At 64.1% G+C, this 16,565-nt stretch carries 20 protein-coding genes; 19 read left to right on the top strand and 1 reads right to left on the bottom strand.

What is annotated here, in order from left to right:
- Positions 1 to 43: 43 nt before the first annotated feature.
- The 4 genes from BN118_RS15530 (at position 44) to BN118_RS15515 (ending at position 4,859) form a co-directional block, all read left to right on the top strand.
- Entirely contained in the window at positions 44 to 994 is a 951-nt protein-coding gene (locus tag BN118_RS15530) for an IS481-like element IS481 family transposase (protein WP_005013747.1), read from the top strand.
- A 218-nt stretch (positions 995 to 1,212) separates the two neighbouring features.
- Positions 1,213 to 1,722, top strand: a complete 510-nt coding sequence (locus tag BN118_RS15525; protein WP_014906004.1) for a (2Fe-2S)-binding protein — start codon at positions 1,213 to 1,215, stop codon at positions 1,720 to 1,722.
- Complete coding sequence (locus tag BN118_RS15520) at positions 1,715 to 4,096, top strand: xanthine dehydrogenase family protein molybdopterin-binding subunit (RefSeq protein WP_010929962.1); 2,382 nt, start codon at positions 1,715 to 1,717, stop codon at positions 4,094 to 4,096. The genes BN118_RS15525 and BN118_RS15520 overlap by 8 nt, the downstream gene beginning before the upstream one ends.
- Positions 4,083 to 4,859: an SRPBCC family protein gene (locus BN118_RS15515; protein ID WP_080019449.1), complete on the top strand. Its 777-nt coding sequence runs from the start codon at positions 4,083 to 4,085 to the stop codon at positions 4,857 to 4,859. The genes BN118_RS15520 and BN118_RS15515 overlap by 14 nt, the downstream gene beginning before the upstream one ends.
- Positions 4,860 to 4,963: 104 nt before the next feature.
- Here the strand turns inward: BN118_RS15515 and BN118_RS15510 are convergent, their stop codons facing one another.
- Positions 4,964 to 5,914: an IS481-like element IS481 family transposase gene (locus BN118_RS15510; protein ID WP_005012067.1), complete on the bottom strand. Its 951-nt coding sequence runs from the start codon at positions 5,912 to 5,914 to the stop codon at positions 4,964 to 4,966.
- A gap of 757 nt (positions 5,915 to 6,671) precedes the next feature.
- Between BN118_RS15510 and rpsL the strand changes: the two genes are divergently transcribed.
- The 15 genes from rpsL to rpsQ all read left to right on the top strand — a co-directional run bounded on the left by rpsL (position 6,672) and on the right by rpsQ (position 16,561).
- Positions 6,672 to 7,049, top strand: a complete 378-nt coding sequence (gene rpsL, locus BN118_RS15505; protein WP_005017264.1) for a 30S ribosomal protein S12 — start codon at positions 6,672 to 6,674, stop codon at positions 7,047 to 7,049.
- A gap of 163 nt (positions 7,050 to 7,212) precedes the next feature.
- Positions 7,213 to 7,683: a 30S ribosomal protein S7 gene (gene rpsG, locus BN118_RS15500; protein WP_003806901.1), complete on the top strand. Its 471-nt coding sequence runs from the start codon at positions 7,213 to 7,215 to the stop codon at positions 7,681 to 7,683.
- 17 nt (positions 7,684 to 7,700) lie between these two features.
- Positions 7,701 to 9,803: an elongation factor G gene (gene fusA, locus BN118_RS15495; RefSeq protein WP_003806902.1), complete on the top strand. Its 2,103-nt coding sequence runs from the start codon at positions 7,701 to 7,703 to the stop codon at positions 9,801 to 9,803.
- A gap of 76 nt (positions 9,804 to 9,879) precedes the next feature.
- Positions 9,880 to 11,070 (top strand): elongation factor Tu, encoded by a 1,191-nt coding sequence (gene tuf, locus BN118_RS15490; RefSeq protein WP_003806883.1) that lies wholly within the window; start codon positions 9,880 to 9,882, stop codon positions 11,068 to 11,070.
- A gap of 63 nt (positions 11,071 to 11,133) precedes the next feature.
- Entirely contained in the window at positions 11,134 to 11,445 is a 312-nt protein-coding gene (gene rpsJ, locus BN118_RS15485; RefSeq protein ID WP_003806903.1) for a 30S ribosomal protein S10, read from the top strand.
- A gap of 357 nt (positions 11,446 to 11,802) precedes the next feature.
- On the top strand, positions 11,803 to 12,492 hold the full coding sequence (rplC, locus tag BN118_RS15480) for a 50S ribosomal protein L3 (protein ID WP_010925687.1): 690 nt from the start codon (positions 11,803 to 11,805) through the stop codon (positions 12,490 to 12,492).
- A 4-nt stretch (positions 12,493 to 12,496) separates the two neighbouring features.
- Positions 12,497 to 13,114, top strand: a complete 618-nt coding sequence (gene rplD, locus BN118_RS15475) for a 50S ribosomal protein L4 (protein ID WP_010931565.1) — start codon at positions 12,497 to 12,499, stop codon at positions 13,112 to 13,114.
- The gene (rplW, locus tag BN118_RS15470) at positions 13,111 to 13,407 is read left to right on the top strand and encodes a 50S ribosomal protein L23 (protein WP_003806906.1); all 297 of its coding nucleotides are present in this window, start codon (positions 13,111 to 13,113) and stop codon (positions 13,405 to 13,407) included. Before rplD ends, rplW begins: the two co-directional genes overlap by 4 nt.
- The gene (gene rplB, locus BN118_RS15465; RefSeq protein ID WP_003806907.1) at positions 13,408 to 14,235 is read left to right on the top strand and encodes a 50S ribosomal protein L2; all 828 of its coding nucleotides are present in this window, start codon (positions 13,408 to 13,410) and stop codon (positions 14,233 to 14,235) included.
- Positions 14,236 to 14,247: 12 nt separating this feature from the next.
- Entirely contained in the window at positions 14,248 to 14,523 is a 276-nt protein-coding gene (rpsS, locus tag BN118_RS15460) for a 30S ribosomal protein S19 (RefSeq protein ID WP_010931566.1), read from the top strand.
- A gap of 3 nt (positions 14,524 to 14,526) precedes the next feature.
- Positions 14,527 to 14,856, top strand: a complete 330-nt coding sequence (gene rplV / locus BN118_RS15455) for a 50S ribosomal protein L22 (RefSeq protein WP_010925688.1) — start codon at positions 14,527 to 14,529, stop codon at positions 14,854 to 14,856.
- A gap of 9 nt (positions 14,857 to 14,865) precedes the next feature.
- A complete protein-coding gene (gene rpsC, locus BN118_RS15450) occupies positions 14,866 to 15,657 on the top strand; it encodes a 30S ribosomal protein S3 (RefSeq protein WP_003806910.1) in 792 nt (263 codons plus the stop codon).
- Between the two features lie 2 nt (positions 15,658 to 15,659).
- Positions 15,660 to 16,076, top strand: coding sequence for a 50S ribosomal protein L16 (rplP, locus tag BN118_RS15445; protein ID WP_003806911.1), 417 nt, complete (start codon positions 15,660 to 15,662; stop codon positions 16,074 to 16,076).
- A gap of 10 nt (positions 16,077 to 16,086) precedes the next feature.
- A complete protein-coding gene (rpmC, locus tag BN118_RS15440) occupies positions 16,087 to 16,278 on the top strand; it encodes a 50S ribosomal protein L29 (protein WP_003806912.1) in 192 nt (63 codons plus the stop codon).
- Position 16,279: 1 nt separating this feature from the next.
- Complete coding sequence (gene rpsQ, locus BN118_RS15435; protein ID WP_003806913.1) at positions 16,280 to 16,561, top strand: 30S ribosomal protein S17; 282 nt, start codon at positions 16,280 to 16,282, stop codon at positions 16,559 to 16,561.
- The last annotated feature ends 4 nt before the right edge of the window (positions 16,562 to 16,565 follow it).

Genomic DNA, 16,565 nt, shown 5'->3' with positions numbered 1-16,565 from the left:
TGGAAATCGCCGATCCCCCAGTTCACTCAAGGAGCCCGGCCGGATGAACACCCATAAGCATGCCCGATTGACCTTCCTACGTCGACTCGAAATGGTCCAGCAATTGATCGCCCATCAAGTTTGTGTGCCTGAAGCGGCCCGCGCCTATGGGGTCACCGCGCCGACTGTGCGCAAATGGCTGGGCCGCTTCCTGGCTCAGGGCCAGGCGGGCTTGGCCGATGCGTCCTCGCGCCCGACGGTCTCGCCCCGAGCGATTGCGCCGGCCAAGGCGCTGGCTATCGTGGAGCTGCGCCGCAAGCGGCTGACCCAAGCGCGCATCGCCCAGGCGCTGGGCGTGTCAGCCAGCACCGTCAGCCGCGTCCTGGCCCGCGCCGGTCTGTCGCACCTGGCCGACCTGGAGCCGGCCGAGCCGGTGGTGCGCTACGAGCATCAGGCCCCCGGCGATCTGCTGCACATCGACATCAAGAAGCTGGGACGTATCCAGCGCCCTGGCCACCGGGTCACGGGCAACCGACGCGATACCGTTGAGGGGGCCGGCTGGGACTTCGTCTTCGTGGCCATCGATGACCACGCCCGCGTGGCCTTCACCGACATCCACCCCGACGAGCGCTTCCCCAGCGCCGTCCAGTTCCTCAAGGACGCAGTGGCCTACTACCAGCGCCTGGGCGTGACCATCCAGCGCTTGCTCACCGACAATGGCTCGGCCTTTCGCAGCCGCGCCTTCGCCGCGCTGTGCCATGAGCTGGGCATCAAGCACCGCTTTACCCGACCTTACCGCCCACAGACCAATGGCAAGGCCGAACGCTTCATCCAGTCGGCCTTGCGTGAGTGGGCTTACGCTCACACCTACCAGAACTCCCAACACCGAGCCGATGCCATGAAATCCTGGCTACACCACTACAACTGGCATCGACCCCACCAAGGCATCGGGCGCGCTGTACCCATCTCCAGACTCAACCTGGACGAATACAACCTATTGACAGTTCACACCTAGGCGGGGTGGCGGCCACGCCCGTGCGCATGGCGCAGGCCGAAGCCGCGCTGCTGGGGCAGCCGGCCGAGCCCGCCACGCTGGCGCGGGCGGCGGCGCTGTGCGCCGCCATCGACGCCAAGGCCGACAGTTTATGTGCCGTCGTGGTACCGCCAGCGGCTGGCGCGCGTGTTGACCGAGCGCGCCCTCACGCAGGCGGTGGCGCGCGCCAAGGAAAGCGAATGAGCGATATCACCGAATCCACCGCGCAGCACGTTTCGTTGACGGTCAACGGGCGCGCATGCGGCGGTTGCGCCGAGCCGCGCATGCATCTGGCCGATTTCCTGCGCGGCGAGCTGGGGCTGACCGGCACGCACATCGGTTGCGAGCACGGGGTGTGCGGCGCCTGTACCGTGCTGGTCGATGGCTATTCGACGCGCAGTTGCCTGATGCTGGCGGTGCAGGCGCAGGACAGCCGGATCGATACCATCGAGGGACTGGCCGGCGAAGACGACGCGTTGCATCCGATCCAGCAGGCGTTCCATGAACTGCATGCGCTGCAATGCGGTTATTGCACGCCGGGCATCCTGATGTCGGTGGCCGAGCTGCTGGCGGCCAACCCTGATCCCGATGAGGCGCAGGTGCGCGACGTGCTCTCGGGCCACCTGTGCCGCTGCACCGGGTATCAGAACATCGTGGCCGCGGTGCTGCGCGCGGCGCAGCTGATGCGCGCGGAGGCCGGTCATGACTGATGCGACAAGCCCCGGACTGGGCCGCAGCGCGCCCCGTATCGAGGACGATGCGCTGCTGCGCGGCCAGGCGCGCTTCCTGGACGATATCGAGGTCGAGGGAGTGCTGCATGCCTGCTTCGTGCGTAGCCCGCATGCCCATGCGCGCCTTGTCTCGATCGACCTGTCGGCCGCCCGCGCGGTGCCGGGCGTGGCCGCGGTCTATGGGGCGCGCGACCTGTTCGGCCAGTTGACGTCCTGGCGCATGCCGCTGGGGTTCCCGCTGGCGGCGCTGCCCGATGACACGACGCCGTTCGTGCTGGCCGAGCGCGAGGTGGCGTTCGTCGGCGAGGCCATCGCGGTGGTGGTGGCCGACAGCCGCCACATCGCCGAGGACGCGGCGGCGCGGGTGGCGATCGAATATGAAGTGCTGGGCGCGGTGGTGGATTGCCGCGATGCGTTGCGGCCCGATGCGCCGCTGGTGCGCGGCGAGCTCGCGTCGAACATTCTGCAGCAGTACACGCTGGCCTATGGCGACTGCGAGACGGCTTTCGCGCAGGCGCACCGGGTGCTGGAAGACGATTTCTGGGTGCATCGGGGCTGCGCGCATCCCATGGAAGGGCGCGGCGTGCTGGCGCGCATGGACCGCGCCACCGACACGCTGACCGTGTGGTCCTCGACCCAGATGGCCCACGAACTGCATTACACGCTGGCCCTGATGCTGGGCCAGCCCGAGGACCGCCTGCGCGTGGTGACGCCCGACGTGGGCGGCGGGTTCGGCGCCAAGTTCATGATTTATCCCGAGGAAATGGCGATTCCCGCCGCCGCGCGCAAGCTGGGCCGCCCGGTCAAGTGGGTGGAGGACCGGCGCGAGCATTTCACGACCTCGATCCAGGAGCGCGACCAGTACTGGAAGGTGGCGATGGCCATCGACGACCAGGGCCATGTGCTCGGCATACGCGGCAACTTCGTGCACGACAACGGCGCGTATACGCCGCAGGGCACCAATGTGCCGTACAACGCCGCCTCGTCCATGACCGGCCCCTACGTGGTGCCGGCGTTCTCGCTCGATGTGAGCGTGGCCTATACCAACAAGGTGCCGGTGGCCACGGTGCGCGGCGCGGGATATCCGCAGGCGGCCTTCGTCATGGAGCGCATGATGGACAGGGTGGCGGCCGAGTTGGGCATCGACCCGGGCGAATGCCGCCGCCGCAACCTGATCGGCCCGGCCAAGATTCCCTACACCAAGCCGTTGAAGTCGCGCGCGGGAATGCCGCTGACCATAGACAGCGGCGATTTTCCCGCCCTGCAGGCATGCGCGCTGCAGGCGTCCGATTATGACGGCTTCGCGGTGCGGCGCGATGCGGCCCTGGCGCGCGGCCGCTGGCGCGGCATCGCGGTGGCCAACAGCGTCGAGCCCACCGGGCGCGGCCCGTTCGAGGTGGCGCGCGTGCGCGTCCAGCCGTCGGGCCAGGTGTCGATCTACACCGGCGCCCTGGCCATGGGCCAGGGCATCAAGACGACGCTGGCGCAGATCTGCGCCGGGCACCTGGGCGTGCCGGTCGCGGCGGTCGAGGTGCAGGCCGGCGATACCGCCTACGTGGGCTACGGCATGGGCGGTTTCGCCAGCCGCCAGGCCATCATGGCCGGTTCGGCGGTCGACCAGGCCGCCGCCCAGGTGCGGCGGCAGGCGCTGGAGACGGCGGCGGCGGTGCTCAAGGCCGAGGCCGAAACGCTGGAACTGGCCGATGGCGAAGTGCGCGCGCCCGACGGACAGTCGGTGTCGCTGGCGCGGCTTGCCATGCTGCGCAAAGGGGTGCCGGGCTATGCGCTGGTCAGCCCGGGCGATCCCGGGCTGGACGCCACCGCGTACTTCCACTGCGACGCGCAGACCTACGCCGGCGCCTCGCATGTATGCGAGGTCGAGGTCGACCCCGCCACCGGGGCCATAGAGATCGTGCGCTATGTGGCGGCGCAGGACAGCGGCCGCATCATCAATCCGCAGCTGGCCGAGGGCCAGGTGCACGGCGGGGTCGTGCACGGCATCGGCAATGCCTTGTTCGAGTGGATGGGCTATGACGCCGCCGGCCAGCCCCTGAGCACTACGTTTGCCGAATACCTGCTGCCCACCGCGCCGGAAGTGCCGCCCATCGAGGTGGTGTTCCAGCCCTCTCCCACCCCCTTGAACCCGCTGGGCGTCAAGGGCGTGGGAGAGTGCGCCACCATTCCGGTGGCCGTGGCCGTGGTCGGCGCCGTGGAGCACGCCGTGGCCCATTGCGGGGTGCGCGTGACCGAGTTTCCGCTTACGCCGGTGCGACTGCTGGAGCTGCTGACGCAGGCCGAAGCGCGCGCCGCCGCGCCTACTGATTCAGGGGAGTTTGTCGATGGAGTTCACTAACACCTTCCATGTGTCCTTGCCGCTGGACGAGGCATGGCAGTTGATGCTGGATGTGCCGCGCATCATGCCCTGCCTGCCCGGCGCGCGCCTGACCGAAGTGCTGGGTCCGGACAAATACCAGGGTTCGGTGACGGTGCGCCTGGGGCCGATCAAGCTGGGCTTCGAAGGCCAGGCCGAACTGGTGCGCAAGGACGAAGCCACGCACACTGCCTGGCTGCAGGGCTCGGGCATGGATCCGAAGGGGCGCGGCTCGGCCAAGTCCGAGTTCAGCTTCGCGTTGACGCCGGCCGCCCATGGCGGCACGGACGTCACGGTCAATACCCAGCTGGCGCTGTCGGGGGCGGTGGCGCAATATGGGCGCGGCAGCGGCATGATCGCGGAAGTGGCCGCGCAGATCCTGGGACAGTTCGAGCAGAACCTGGCGCGCTCGCTCAGCGGCGAGGCGCAGCAGGACCCGGCGCAACCGGCTGGCGCCATGCCTGCGCGGCCCGGGTCCGCGGCGCCTGTAGCCGCGGCCGCGCCCGCGGGCAGCGTGGTCAGCCCGGATGCGCAGGCTGTGTTGCTGCAGGCGCAGGCCGTGCTGAGCCAGGCGCAGGCCGTGCTGGCCATGGCTCAGGCCAGCCTGGCGCGCCCGGCCGGCGGCGCGCCGTCGCGGGCCGCCGCGCCCAGCGCCGAGCTCAACATGCTGGGCATAGGCATGCGCGCCATGTGGGCGCGCGTCCGCTATACCGTGGGGGGCTGGTTCGGAAGGCGGGAGAGCTGACCGCACGGGCGCCCGCCCCGTTCCGATACGCGAGGCGCCTGTCCCGCATGGGAACTGGCGTCTGTCCGTGCAGTGTGCCTGTCCCCGCTGGGACAGGCACACTGCTAGCTGTGAACTGTCAATAGGTTGTATTCGTCCAGGTTGAGTCTGGAGATGGGTACAGCGCGCCCGATGCCTTGGTGGGGTCGATGCCAGTTGTAGTGGTGTAGCCAGGATTTCATGGCATCGGCTCGGTGTTGGGAGTTCTGGTAGGTGTGAGCGTAAGCCCACTCACGCAAGGCCGACTGGATGAAGCGTTCGGCCTTGCCATTGGTCTGTGGGCGGTAAGGTCGGGTAAAGCGGTGCTTGATGCCCAGCTCATGGCACAGCGCGGCGAAGGCGCGGCTGCGAAAGGCCGAGCCATTGTCGGTGAGCAAGCGCTGGATGGTCACGCCCAGGCGCTGGTAGTAGGCCACTGCGTCCTTGAGGAACTGGACGGCGCTGGGGAAGCGCTCGTCGGGGTGGATGTCGGTGAAGGCCACGCGGGCGTGGTCATCGATGGCCACGAAGACGAAGTCCCAGCCGGCCCCCTCAACGGTATCGCGTCGGTTGCCCGTGACCCGGTGGCCAGGGCGCTGGATACGTCCCAGCTTCTTGATGTCGATGTGCAGCAGATCGCCGGGGGCCTGATGCTCGTAGCGCACCACCGGCTCGGCCGGCTCCAGGTCGGCCAGGTGCGACAGACCGGCGCGGGCCAGGACGCGGCTGACGGTGCTGGCTGACACGCCCAGCGCCTGGGCGATGCGCGCTTGGGTCAGCCGCTTGCGGCGCAGCTCCACGATAGCCAGCGCCTTGGCCGGCGCAATCGCTCGGGGCGAGACCGTCGGGCGCGAGGACGCATCGGCCAAGCCCGCCTGGCCCTGAGCCAGGAAGCGGCCCAGCCATTTGCGCACAGTCGGCGCGGTGACCCCATAGGCGCGGGCCGCTTCAGGCACACAAACTTGATGGGCGATCAATTGCTGGACCATTTCGAGTCGACGTAGGAAGGTCAATCGGGCATGCTTATGGGTGTTCATCCGGCCGGGCTCCTTGAGTGAACTGGGGGGTTGGCGATTTCCAGTTTCTCAAATCCGGTTCGGATGAACCATGCATACAACCTATTGAATCTTCACACCTAGCGCTGAAGGGCCTCGTGCTAGGCCGGCCGCTATGCCGGCGCCAGTTCCACCGTCAGGTGCCTGACTTCGTGGATCGACGACACGCGTTCCCGTATCTGGCTGGCCGTGACTCCACGGGCAATTACCAGGGCGCCCGCGTGCGTTGCCATGTTTTCCCGCGACGCCGCGCGTCGCGCCAGGGCCACAGACCTTGCCGCCACCTTGCGGCAATGCAAAATTCGACTGCTTGCCTTTGACAGCCATGGATAACTAAGTTAAGCTGAAGGGCTTACTGCTTTATCTGCGTGCAATTTCGGCATGGCAGGTTCAAGCCGGTAATGCCCATACACCGATCGGTCTGAAGCCCGCCAACCCATGAGGGTCGGCAAAGGCTTGCGCCAGCTCCCGGAAGCATGTTGCAGGTATTTCGGGCCGGGGTGCGTCACGAGCCCTCTATCCTGGATGCATCGATCGTTGTAAGGCACCGCCGGCCTGGCCATGCAGTGTTGTACGCATTATTTGTCTGCAAGACCCGCTCTTTTACGTAAACGAACGTTTGAGGCGGTTTTGCGTGAACTGCCTCCCCCTCGCTTGGGGCCAGATTGGTCGCCGAATGCTGGGAGGGTGCGAGTACGTAAGTACTTACCAGTGGTACGTAAAAGGGATTTCAAAGGTCATGCCTACCATTAGCCAGCTCGTGCGCAAGCCGCGCGAAGTCAGCATCATCAAGAGCAAGAGCCCCGCGCTCGAGAACTGCCCGCAGCGTCGCGGCGTTTGCACTCGCGTCTACACCACCACCCCCAAGAAGCCGAACTCCGCGCTGCGTAAGGTTGCCAAGGTGCGTCTGACCAACGGTTACGAAGTCATTTCGTACATCGGCGGTGAAGGCCACAACCTGCAGGAGCACTCGGTGGTTCTGGTGCGTGGCGGTCGTGTCAAGGACTTGCCCGGTGTGCGTTATCACATCGTGCGCGGTTCCCTCGACCTGCAAGGCGTCAAGGATCGCAAACAGGCTCGTTCGAAGTACGGCGCCAAGCGTCCGAAGAAGGCCTAAGCTCTATATGCAGTACCCCAGGTTGCGGATGTCCGCGGCCCGGAAAGTGCAGCTGCGTCCTTCACATTGCGAAGCCAGCGCAGCATGTAAGGGGTCGTCCTTCTAGGCGGCCATGGCCGTGTCACGAGACGCGGTTCAACTGAACAGACACAAGGAAGCAAAAATGCCCCGTCGTCGCGAAGTACCCAAGCGCGAGATTCTGCCCGATCCCAAGTTCGGCAGCGTCGAACTCGCCAAATTCATGAACGTTGTGATGCTGGACGGCAAGAAGGCCGTCGCCGAGCGCATCATCTATGGTGCCCTCGAGCAAGTTCAGGTCAAGACCGGCAAGGATGCCATCGAAGTCTTCAACCTGGCCATCAACAACATCAAGCCGATCGTCGAAGTGAAGAGCCGCCGCGTGGGCGGTGCCAACTATCAGGTGCCGGTTGAAGTGCGCCCCGTGCGCCGCCTGGCCCTGGCTATGCGTTGGCTCCGTGAAGCCGCCAAGAAGCGTGGCGAGAAATCGATGGATCTGCGTTTGGCTGGAGAACTCATCGACGCCTCCGAAGGTCGTGGCGCCGCGATGAAGAAACGCGAAGACACGCACAAGATGGCCGAGGCCAACAAGGCCTTCAGCCATTTCCGCTGGTAAATTAAGGACTACCTACCATGGCCCGCAAAACCCCGATCGAGCGCTATCGCAACATTGGTATCTCTGCGCACATCGATGCAGGGAAAACCACCACCACCGAACGCATCCTGTTCTACACCGGCGTCAACCACAAACTTGGCGAAACCCATGACGGCTCGGCCACTATGGACTGGATGGAGCAAGAGCAAGAGCGTGGCATCACCATTACGTCGGCTGCTACGACGGCGTTTTGGCGTGGCATGGCCGGCAACTATCCCGAACACCGCATCAACATCATCGACACCCCGGGACACGTGGACTTCACCATCGAGGTGGAGCGTTCCATGCGCGTCCTGGACGGTGCCTGCATGGTGTACTGCGCGGTGGGCGGCGTGCAGCCGCAGTCCGAAACCGTGTGGCGCCAGGCCAACAAGTATGGCGTGCCCCGCCTGGCCTTCGTCAACAAGATGGACCGCACCGGCGCCAACTTCTTCAAGGTCTATGACCAGCTGAAGACGCGCCTGCGCGCCAACCCCGTGCCCATCGTGATCCCGATCGGCGCCGAAGACTCGTTCACCGGCGTGGTCGACCTGGTCAAGATGAAAGCGATCATCTGGGATGAGGCCAGCCAGGGCACCAAGTTCGAATACGGCGACATTCCGGCCGAGCTGGAAGGCACGGCCAACGAGTGGCGCGAGAAGCTGGTGGAAGCCGCCGCCGAGTCGTCCGAGGAACTGATGAACAAGTACCTCGAGACCGGCTCGCTGGACGAAGACGACATCAACGTCGCGCTGCGCCAGCGCACCATCGCTGGTGAAATCCAGCCGATGCTGTGCGGCACCGCGTTCAAGAACAAGGGCGTGCAGCGCATGCTCGACGCCGTGATCGACTATCTGCCTTCGCCGGCGGACATTCCCCCGGTCGACGGCCAGGACGACGATGGCAATCCCATCAAGCGCAGCGCCGACGATGCCGAGAAGTTCTCCGCGCTGGCGTTCAAGCTGATGAGCGATCCGTTCGTGGGTCAGCTGACCTTCGTGCGCGTGTATTCGGGCGTGCTGAAGTCGGGCGATACCGTCTACAACCCCATCAAGGGCAAGAAAGAGCGTATCGGTCGTCTGCTGCAGATGCATGCGAACAACCGCGAAGAGATCAAGGAAGTGCTGGCCGGCGACATCGCCGCCGTGGTGGGCCTGAAGGACGTCACCACCGGCGAGACGCTGTGCGATATCGATTCGCACATCCTGCTCGAGCGCATGGAGTTCCCCGAGCCCGTGATTTCGCAGGCCGTCGAACCCAAGTCGAAGGCCGACCAGGAAAAGATGGGCCTGGCGCTGTCGCGCCTGGCGCAGGAAGATCCGTCGTTCCGCGTGCGCAGCGACGAAGAATCCGGCCAGACCATCATTTCCGGCATGGGCGAACTGCACCTGGAAATCCTGGTCGATCGCATGCGTCGTGAATTCGGCGTGGAAGCCAACGTCGGCAAGCCGCAGGTGGCCTACCGCGAAACCATCCGCAAGAACTGCGACGAAGTGGAAGGCAAGTTCGTCAAGCAGTCGGGCGGCCGCGGCCAGTACGGCCACGTGGTGCTCAAGCTGGAACCCCTGCCCCCGGGCGGCGGCTACGAATTCGTGGATGCCATCAAGGGCGGCGTGGTGCCGCGCGAATACATCCCGGCGGTCGACAAGGGCATCCAGGAAACGCTGCCCGCAGGCATCCTGGCCGGCTACCCGGTCGTGGACGTGAAGGCGACGCTGTTCTTCGGTTCGTACCACGATGTGGACTCGAACGAAAACGCGTTCAAGATGGCTGCTTCGATGGCCTTCAAGGAAGGCATGCGTCGCGCCAGCCCGGTCCTGCTGGAGCCGATGATGGCTGTGGAAGTGGAAACGCCGGAAGACTACGCCGGTACCGTGATGGGCGACCTGTCGTCCCGCCGCGGTATGGTGCAGGGCATGGACGACATTGTCGGCGGCGGCAAGACCATCAAGGCCGAGGTTCCCCTGGCCGAGATGTTCGGGTACGCCACCAACCTGCGTTCGCTCACGCAAGGTCGCGCCACCTACACGATGGAATTCAAGCATTACGCCGAAGCGCCCAAGAACGTCGCTGACGAAGTCATCGCCGCTCGGGGCAAGTAAGTAACCGTCGCCGCGCTTTCAGGTTGGAAGCGCGGCACAACAACCAAGTTTCCTTGAAAGTCAAAGGATAGAAATCATGGCAAAAGGCAAGTTTGAACGTACCAAGCCGCACGTGAACGTGGGTACGATTGGTCACGTTGACCACGGCAAAACGACGTTGACGGCGGCGATCACGACGGTGCTGTCGAACAAGTTCGGCGGCGAGGCTCGCGGCTACGACCAGATTGACGCGGCGCCGGAAGAGAAGGCGCGTGGGATCACGATCAACACCTCGCACGTTGAGTACGAGACGGAGACGCGTCACTACGCGCACGTTGATTGCCCGGGTCACGCTGACTACGTGAAGAACATGATCACGGGTGCTGCGCAGATGGACGGCGCGATCCTGGTGGTGTCGGCCGCAGACGGCCCGATGCCGCAGACGCGCGAGCACATTTTGCTGTCGCGCCAGGTTGGCGTGCCGTACATCATCGTGTTCCTGAACAAGGCGGACATGGTTGATGACGCGGAGCTGCTCGAGCTGGTGGAGATGGAAGTCCGCGAACTGCTGAGCAAGTACGATTTCCCGGGCGATGACACGCCGATCGTGAAGGGTTCGGCCAAGCTGGCGCTGGAAGGCGACAAGGGCGAACTGGGCGAGCAGGCGATTCTGTCGCTGGCGCAAGCGCTGGACACGTACATTCCGACGCCGGAGCGCGCGGTCGACGGTGCGTTCCTGATGCCGGTGGAAGACGTGTTCTCGATCTCGGGCCGTGGCACGGTGGTGACTGGCCGTATCGAGCGCGGCGTGGTGAAGGTTGGCGAGGAAATCGAAATCGTGGGCATCAAGCCGACGGTGAAGACGACCTGCACGGGCGTGGAGATGTTCCGCAAGCTGCTGGACCAGGGCCAGGCGGGCGACAACGTGGGTATCTTGCTGCGCGGCACCAAGCGTGAAGACGTCGAGCGTGGCCAGGTGCTGGCCAAGCCGGGTTCGATCAACCCGCACACGGACTTCACGGCCGAGGTGTACATTCTGTCCAAGGAAGAGGGTGGCCGTCACACGCCGTTCTTCAACGGCTATCGTCCGCAGTTCTACTTCCGCACGACGGACGTGACCGGCACGATCGACCTGCCGGCGGACAAGGAAATGGTGCTGCCGGGCGACAACGTGTCGATGACCGTCAAGCTGCTGGCCCCGATCGCCATGGAAGAAGGTCTGCGTTTCGCCATCCGTGAAGGCGGTCGTACCGTCGGCGCCGGCGTCGTCGCCAAGATCATCAAGTAAAGCAGTACCCAACCAGTGAGGGCGGTAGTCGCCGCCTTCGCTTTTCGTTCTTTAGGAAACGCCATGAAAAACCAAAAGATCCGCATCCGTCTGAAGGCTTTCGATTACAAGCTGATCGATCAGTCCGCAGCGGAGATTGTCGACACCGCCAAGCGTACCGGCGCTGTCGTGCGCGGTCCGGTTCCGCTGCCCACGCGTATCCGTCGTTACGACGTGCTGCGTTCGCCCCACGTCAACAAGACGTCGCGCGACCAGTTCGAGATCCGTACCCATCAGCGCCTGATGGACATCGTGGATCCCACCGACAAGACCGTTGACGCGCTGATGCGTCTGGACCTGCCGGCTGGCGTCGACGTCGAGATCGCGTTGCAGTAAGACGTGTGCGGGTTGGCGCCCCTGTGGCGCAGCTCGTGAAAAATGGCCGCATTCCCCCGGGAGTGCGGCCATTTTGCTTTGGCGCGACAGCTCCGTCGCGGCGTCGGCGCCACAGTTTGCCTGCGGCACGGGCCTGTTTGGCTAGGTGCTTGTGTTGCCAGGAAAAAGCATGCTAATATGCGAGACTTGCCATTTTGTGGCGAGAGAAACTATGGGCGCGCGCAATAGGCCGCCAGCTGGCTTGTCGGCCAGCCGGGGTTTGATGCGGCGTACCAGGTTACTTAGTCCTGTAGGGCGCTGGCCGTTACCCTGCGCCTGATTAGCCCCGACCAATCGCAGTCGGGAATGGAGAAAACAATGTCGAATTCGACGCCCACGCCCGCCGCCCATCGGCTGGGTCTGGTGGGTCGCAAGGTCGGCATGACCCGTATTTTCACGGAGGATGGCGAGTCCATCCCTGTGACGGTGCTGGACGTGTCGAACAACCGTGTGACCCAAGTCAAGTCCCTGGAATCCGACGGCTACGCCGCCATCCAAGTGACTTATGGCACCCGCCGCGCCACGCGCGTGGTCAAGCCGCAAGCCGGTCACTACGCCAAGGCTGGCGCGGAAGCCGGTAGCATCCTGAAGGAATTCCGCCTCGACCCCGCTCGCGCCGCCGAATTCGCGGCTGGTGCGGTCATCGCCGTGGAATCCGTGTTCGAAGCCGGCCAGCAGGTCGACGTGACGGGCACGAGCATCGGTAAGGGTTTCGCCGGTACGATCAAGCGCCACAACTTCGGTTCGCAGCGCGCCTCGCACGGTAACTCGCGCTCGCACCGCGTTCCTGGCTCGATCGGCCAGGCACAGGACCCGGGTCGCATTTTCCCCGGCAAGCGCATGTCCGGCCATATGGGTGATGTCACCCGCACCGTTCAAAACCTCGACGTGGTTCGCGTCGATGCCGAACGCGGCCTGCTGATGGTCAAGGGCGCTGTCCCGGGCCACGCCGGCGGTGATGTCATCGTGCGTCCGGCTGTCAAGGCGCCGGCCAAGAAGGGGGCGTAAGTAAATGGATCTCAAGCTCCTGAATGACCAAGGTCAGGCCGCTACGTTCAGCGCACCCGACACCATCTTCGGTCGCGACTTCAACGAAGCGCTGGTTCACCAGATCGTGGTGGCCTTCCAGGCCAATGCCCGCAGCGGCAACCGCGCTCAGAAGGACCGCGCCGAAGTCAAGCACTCCACCAAGAAGCCCTGGCGCCAGAAGGGTACCGGCCGCGCTCGCGCCGGTATGACCTCGTCGCCGCTGTGGCGTGGGGGTGGTCGCGCGTTCCCGAACTCGCCTGAAGAAAACTTCAGCCAGAAGGTCAACAAGAAGATGTACCGCGCCGGGATCCGCTCGATTCTGTCGCAGTTGGCCCGTGAAGACCGCGTCGCCGTCGTCGATACGTTCACGCTCGAATCGCCCAAGACCAAGCTGGCTGCCGCCAAGCTGAAGAGCCTGGGCCTGGATTCGGTCCTGATCATCACCGACAACGTCGATGAGAATGTTTATCTCGCCACCCGCAACCTGCCGTACGTTGCCGTGGTTGAGCCCCGCTATGCCGATCCGTTGTCGCTGATCCACTACAAGAAAGTGCTGATCACCAAGCCGGCCATCGCGCAACTCGAGGAGATGCTGGGATGAATGCCGAACGCTTGATGCAAGTCATTCTGGCGCCGATCGTGACCGAAAAGGCCACCTTCGTTGCCGAGAAAAATCAGCAAGTCGCTTTCCGTGTCGTGGCTGACGCTACCAAGCCGGAAATCAAGGCTGCCGTCGAACTGCTGTTCAAGGTGCAGGTCGAATCCGTGCAGGTCCTCAACCGTAAGGGCAAAGTCAAGCGCTTTGGCCGCTTCGTTGGTCGCCGCCGCAATGAGCGCAAGGCCTACGTCGCGCTCAAGGACGGCCAGGAAATCGACTTTGCGGAGGTGAAGTAAATGGCCCTCGTTAAAGTCAAACCGACCTCGGCTGGCCGCCGTGGCATGGTGAAGGTCGTCAGCCCGAAGCTGCACAAGGGTGCGCCTCACGCTGCGCTGCTCGAGAAGAAGACCCGTGGTTCGGGCCGTAACAACAACGGCCACATCACGGTTCGCCATCGTGGCGGCGGTCACAAGCAGCACTACCGCGTTGTCGACTTCCGTCGCAACAAGGATGGCATCCCGGCCAAGGTCGAGCGCCTGGAATACGACCCCAACCGTACCGCGCATATCGCACTGCTGTGCTATGCCGACGGCGAGCGTCGCTACATCATCGCGCCGCGCGGCCTGGAAGTGGGCGCCACGCTGATCTCGGGCATCGAAGCCCCGATCCGCGCCGGCAACACCCTGCCGATCCGCAACATTCCGGTGGGCACGACGATCCACTGCATCGAAATGATCCCTGGCAAGGGTGCCCAGATGGCCCGTTCGGCCGGCGCTTCCGCCGTCCTGATGGCCCGTGAAGGCACGTACGCCCAGGTGCGCCTGCGCTCCGGCGAAGTGCGCCGCGTGCACATCCAATGCCGCGCCACCATTGGCGAAGTCGGCAACGAAGAACATAGCCTGCGCCAGATTGGCAAGGCCGGCGCCATGCGCTGGCGTGGTGTTCGTCCGACGGTTCGTGGCGTTGCCATGAACCCGATCGATCACCCGCACGGTGGTGGTGAAGGCCGTACCGGCGAAGCTCGCGAACCGGTGAGCCCGTGGGGTACTCCGGCGAAGGGTTTCAAGACCCGCCGCAACAAGCGGACGAACAATATGATCGTCCAACGGCGCAAGCGCAAGTAAGAGGCGAACACTATGTCACGTTCGATCAAGAAAGGCCCGTTTGTCGACGCGCACCTGATCAAAAAGGTGGATGCGGCTGTCGCGGGCAAAGACAAGAAGCCGATCAAAACCTGGTCGCGTCGTTCCACGGTCCTGCCGGAATTCATCGGCCTGACGATTGCCGTCCACAACGGCCGCCAGCACGTTCCCATTTACATCAACGAGAACATGGTCGGTCACAAGCTGGGCGAGTTCGCGCTGACCCGTACGTTCAAGGGTCACGCCGCGGACAAGAAGTCGAAGAGGTAAGCGATGGAAACTACTGCCATTATCCGTGGTGTTCACATCTCGGCTCAGAAGACCCGTCTGGTTGCGGACCTGATCCGCGGCAAGTCGGTGGCTCAAGCCCTGAACATCCTCACCTTCTCGCCCAAGAAGGCCGCCGTCATCCTGAAGAAGGCTGTCGAGTCGGCTATCGCCAACGCCGAGCACAACGACGGCGCCGATATCGACGAGTTGAAGGTCACCACCATTTTTGTGGACAAGGCTCAATCGATGAAGCGTTTCTCGGCTCGCGCCAAGGGCCGCGGTAACCGTATCGAGAAGCAGACCTGCCATATCACGGTCAAGGTCGGAGCTTAAGGAGTCACGATGGGTCAGAAAATTCACCCCACTGGGTTCCGTCTCGCGGTCACCCGTAATTGGACCTCGCGTTGGTTCGCCGACGACAAGGCTTTCGGCACCATGCTGGCCGAAGACATCCGCGTTCGCGAGTACCTGAAGAAGAAGCTGAAGAGCGCTTCCGTCGGTCGCGTCATCATCGAGCGTCCCGCCAAGAACGCCCGCATCACCGTTTACTCGGCCCGTCCGGGTGTGGTGATCGGCAAGCGCGGCGAGGACATCGAGAACCTGAAGGCCGATCTGCAGCGTCTGATGGGCGTGCCCGTGCACGTCAACATCGAGGAAATCCGCAAGCCGGAAACCGACGCCCAGCTGATCGCCGACTCGATCTCGCAGCAGCTCGAAAAGCGCATCATGTTCCGCCGCGCGATGAAGCGCGCCATGCAGAACGCCATGCGCCTGGGTGCTCAAGGCATCAAGATCATGAGCTCGGGCCGTCTGAACGGCATCGAAATCGCGCGCACCGAATGGTACCGCGAAGGCCGTGTACCGCTTCACACGCTGAAGGCGAACATCGACTACGGCACCTCGGAAGCCCACACCACCTATGGTGTGATTGGCATCAAGGTGTGGGTCTACAAGGGCGATATGCTGGCCAATGGCGAGCTGCCTCCCGAAGCCGCCACCCCGCGTGAAGAAGAGCGTCGTCCGCGCCGCGCCCCGCGTGGCGATCGTCCGGACGGTGCCCGTACCGGTCGTCCGGGTGGTCGTGGCCGTGGTCCCCGCAAGGCGGACGCGGCTCCGGCGCCTGAAGGAGAATAACCATGCTGCAACCCTCTCGCAGGAAGTACCGCAAAGAGCAGAAAGGCCGTAACACGGGCCTGGCTTCGCGCGGCACGCACGTTTCGTTCGGCGAGTTCGGCCTGAAGGCCACCGGCCGTGGCCGCCTGACCGCGCGTCAGATCGAAGCCGCTCGTCGCGCCATCAACCGTCACATCAAGCGTGGCGGCCGTATCTGGATCCGTATTTTCCCGGACAAGCCGATCTCGCAAAAGCCGGCCGAAGTCCGTATGGGTAACGGCAAGGGCAACCCCGAGTACTGGGTCGCCGAGATCCAGCCGGGCAAGGTGCTCTACGAAATGGAAGGGGTCAGTGAAGAACTGGCGCGCGAGGCGTTCCGCCTGGCCGCTGCCAAGCTGCCGATCTCGACCACGTTCGTCGCGCGTCATATCGGTGCTTAAGGAGTACTAAATGAAAGCCAGCGAACTCCGTTCCAAAGACGCCGCCGAGCTCGGCAAAGAGCTCGAGAGCCTGCTGAAGGCACAATTCGGTCTGCGTATGCAGAAGGCCACGCAGCAGCTTGCCAATACCAGCCAGCTGCGCAACGTGCGCCGCGACATCGCGCGCGTGCGTACCTTGCTGACCGAGAAGGCAGGGAAATAATATGAGCGAAACTCAAAACACTCAGGTTGCCAAGCGCCAGCGTACGCTGGTCGGCAAGGTTGTCAGCAACAAGATGGACAAGACGGTCGTCGTTCTGGTCGAACGCCGCGTCAAGCACCCCATCTTTGGCAAGATCATCATGCGTTCGGCCAAGTACAAGGCGCATGACGAGTCGAACCAATACAACGAAGGCGATACCGTCGAAATCGCGGAAGGCCGCCCCATCTCGCGCTCCAAAGCGTGGCGTGTGGTGCGTCTGGTCGAAGCGGCGCGCGTCATCTAAGTTG

It is taken from the genome of Bordetella pertussis 18323 (assembly GCF_000306945.1).
GTDB lineage: Bacteria > Pseudomonadota > Gammaproteobacteria > Burkholderiales > Burkholderiaceae_B > Bordetella > Bordetella pertussis.
Note: the sequence above shows the minus strand (reverse complement) of the source record. Positions and strands in the feature narration are given on the sequence as shown.

Excerpts from the sequence above, each read along its gene's own strand:
- BN118_RS15530 (WP_005013747.1), top strand. The coding sequence starts at position 44 with ATGAACACCCATAAGCATGCCCGATTGACCTTCCTACGTCGACTCGAA.
- BN118_RS15525 (WP_014906004.1), top strand. The coding sequence starts at position 1,213 with ATGAGCGATATCACCGAATCCACCGCGCAGCACGTTTCGTTGACGGTC.
- BN118_RS15520 (WP_010929962.1), top strand. The coding sequence starts at position 1,715 with ATGACTGATGCGACAAGCCCCGGACTGGGCCGCAGCGCGCCCCGTATC.
- BN118_RS15515 (WP_080019449.1), top strand. The coding sequence starts at position 4,083 with ATGGAGTTCACTAACACCTTCCATGTGTCCTTGCCGCTGGACGAGGCA.
- BN118_RS15510 (WP_005012067.1), bottom strand. The coding sequence starts at position 5,914 with ATGAACACCCATAAGCATGCCCGATTGACCTTCCTACGTCGACTCGAA.
- rpsL (WP_005017264.1), top strand. The coding sequence starts at position 6,672 with ATGCCTACCATTAGCCAGCTCGTGCGCAAGCCGCGCGAAGTCAGCATC.
- rpsG (WP_003806901.1), top strand. The coding sequence starts at position 7,213 with ATGCCCCGTCGTCGCGAAGTACCCAAGCGCGAGATTCTGCCCGATCCC.
- fusA (WP_003806902.1), top strand. The coding sequence starts at position 7,701 with ATGGCCCGCAAAACCCCGATCGAGCGCTATCGCAACATTGGTATCTCT.
- tuf (WP_003806883.1), top strand. The coding sequence starts at position 9,880 with ATGGCAAAAGGCAAGTTTGAACGTACCAAGCCGCACGTGAACGTGGGT.
- rpsJ (WP_003806903.1), top strand. The coding sequence starts at position 11,134 with ATGAAAAACCAAAAGATCCGCATCCGTCTGAAGGCTTTCGATTACAAG.
- rplC (WP_010925687.1), top strand. The coding sequence starts at position 11,803 with ATGTCGAATTCGACGCCCACGCCCGCCGCCCATCGGCTGGGTCTGGTG.
- rplD (WP_010931565.1), top strand. The coding sequence starts at position 12,497 with ATGGATCTCAAGCTCCTGAATGACCAAGGTCAGGCCGCTACGTTCAGC.
- rplW (WP_003806906.1), top strand. The coding sequence starts at position 13,111 with ATGAATGCCGAACGCTTGATGCAAGTCATTCTGGCGCCGATCGTGACC.
- rplB (WP_003806907.1), top strand. The coding sequence starts at position 13,408 with ATGGCCCTCGTTAAAGTCAAACCGACCTCGGCTGGCCGCCGTGGCATG.
- rpsS (WP_010931566.1), top strand. The coding sequence starts at position 14,248 with ATGTCACGTTCGATCAAGAAAGGCCCGTTTGTCGACGCGCACCTGATC.
- rplV (WP_010925688.1), top strand. The coding sequence starts at position 14,527 with ATGGAAACTACTGCCATTATCCGTGGTGTTCACATCTCGGCTCAGAAG.
- rpsC (WP_003806910.1), top strand. The coding sequence starts at position 14,866 with ATGGGTCAGAAAATTCACCCCACTGGGTTCCGTCTCGCGGTCACCCGT.
- rplP (WP_003806911.1), top strand. The coding sequence starts at position 15,660 with ATGCTGCAACCCTCTCGCAGGAAGTACCGCAAAGAGCAGAAAGGCCGT.
- rpmC (WP_003806912.1), top strand. The coding sequence starts at position 16,087 with ATGAAAGCCAGCGAACTCCGTTCCAAAGACGCCGCCGAGCTCGGCAAA.
- rpsQ (WP_003806913.1), top strand. The coding sequence starts at position 16,280 with ATGAGCGAAACTCAAAACACTCAGGTTGCCAAGCGCCAGCGTACGCTG.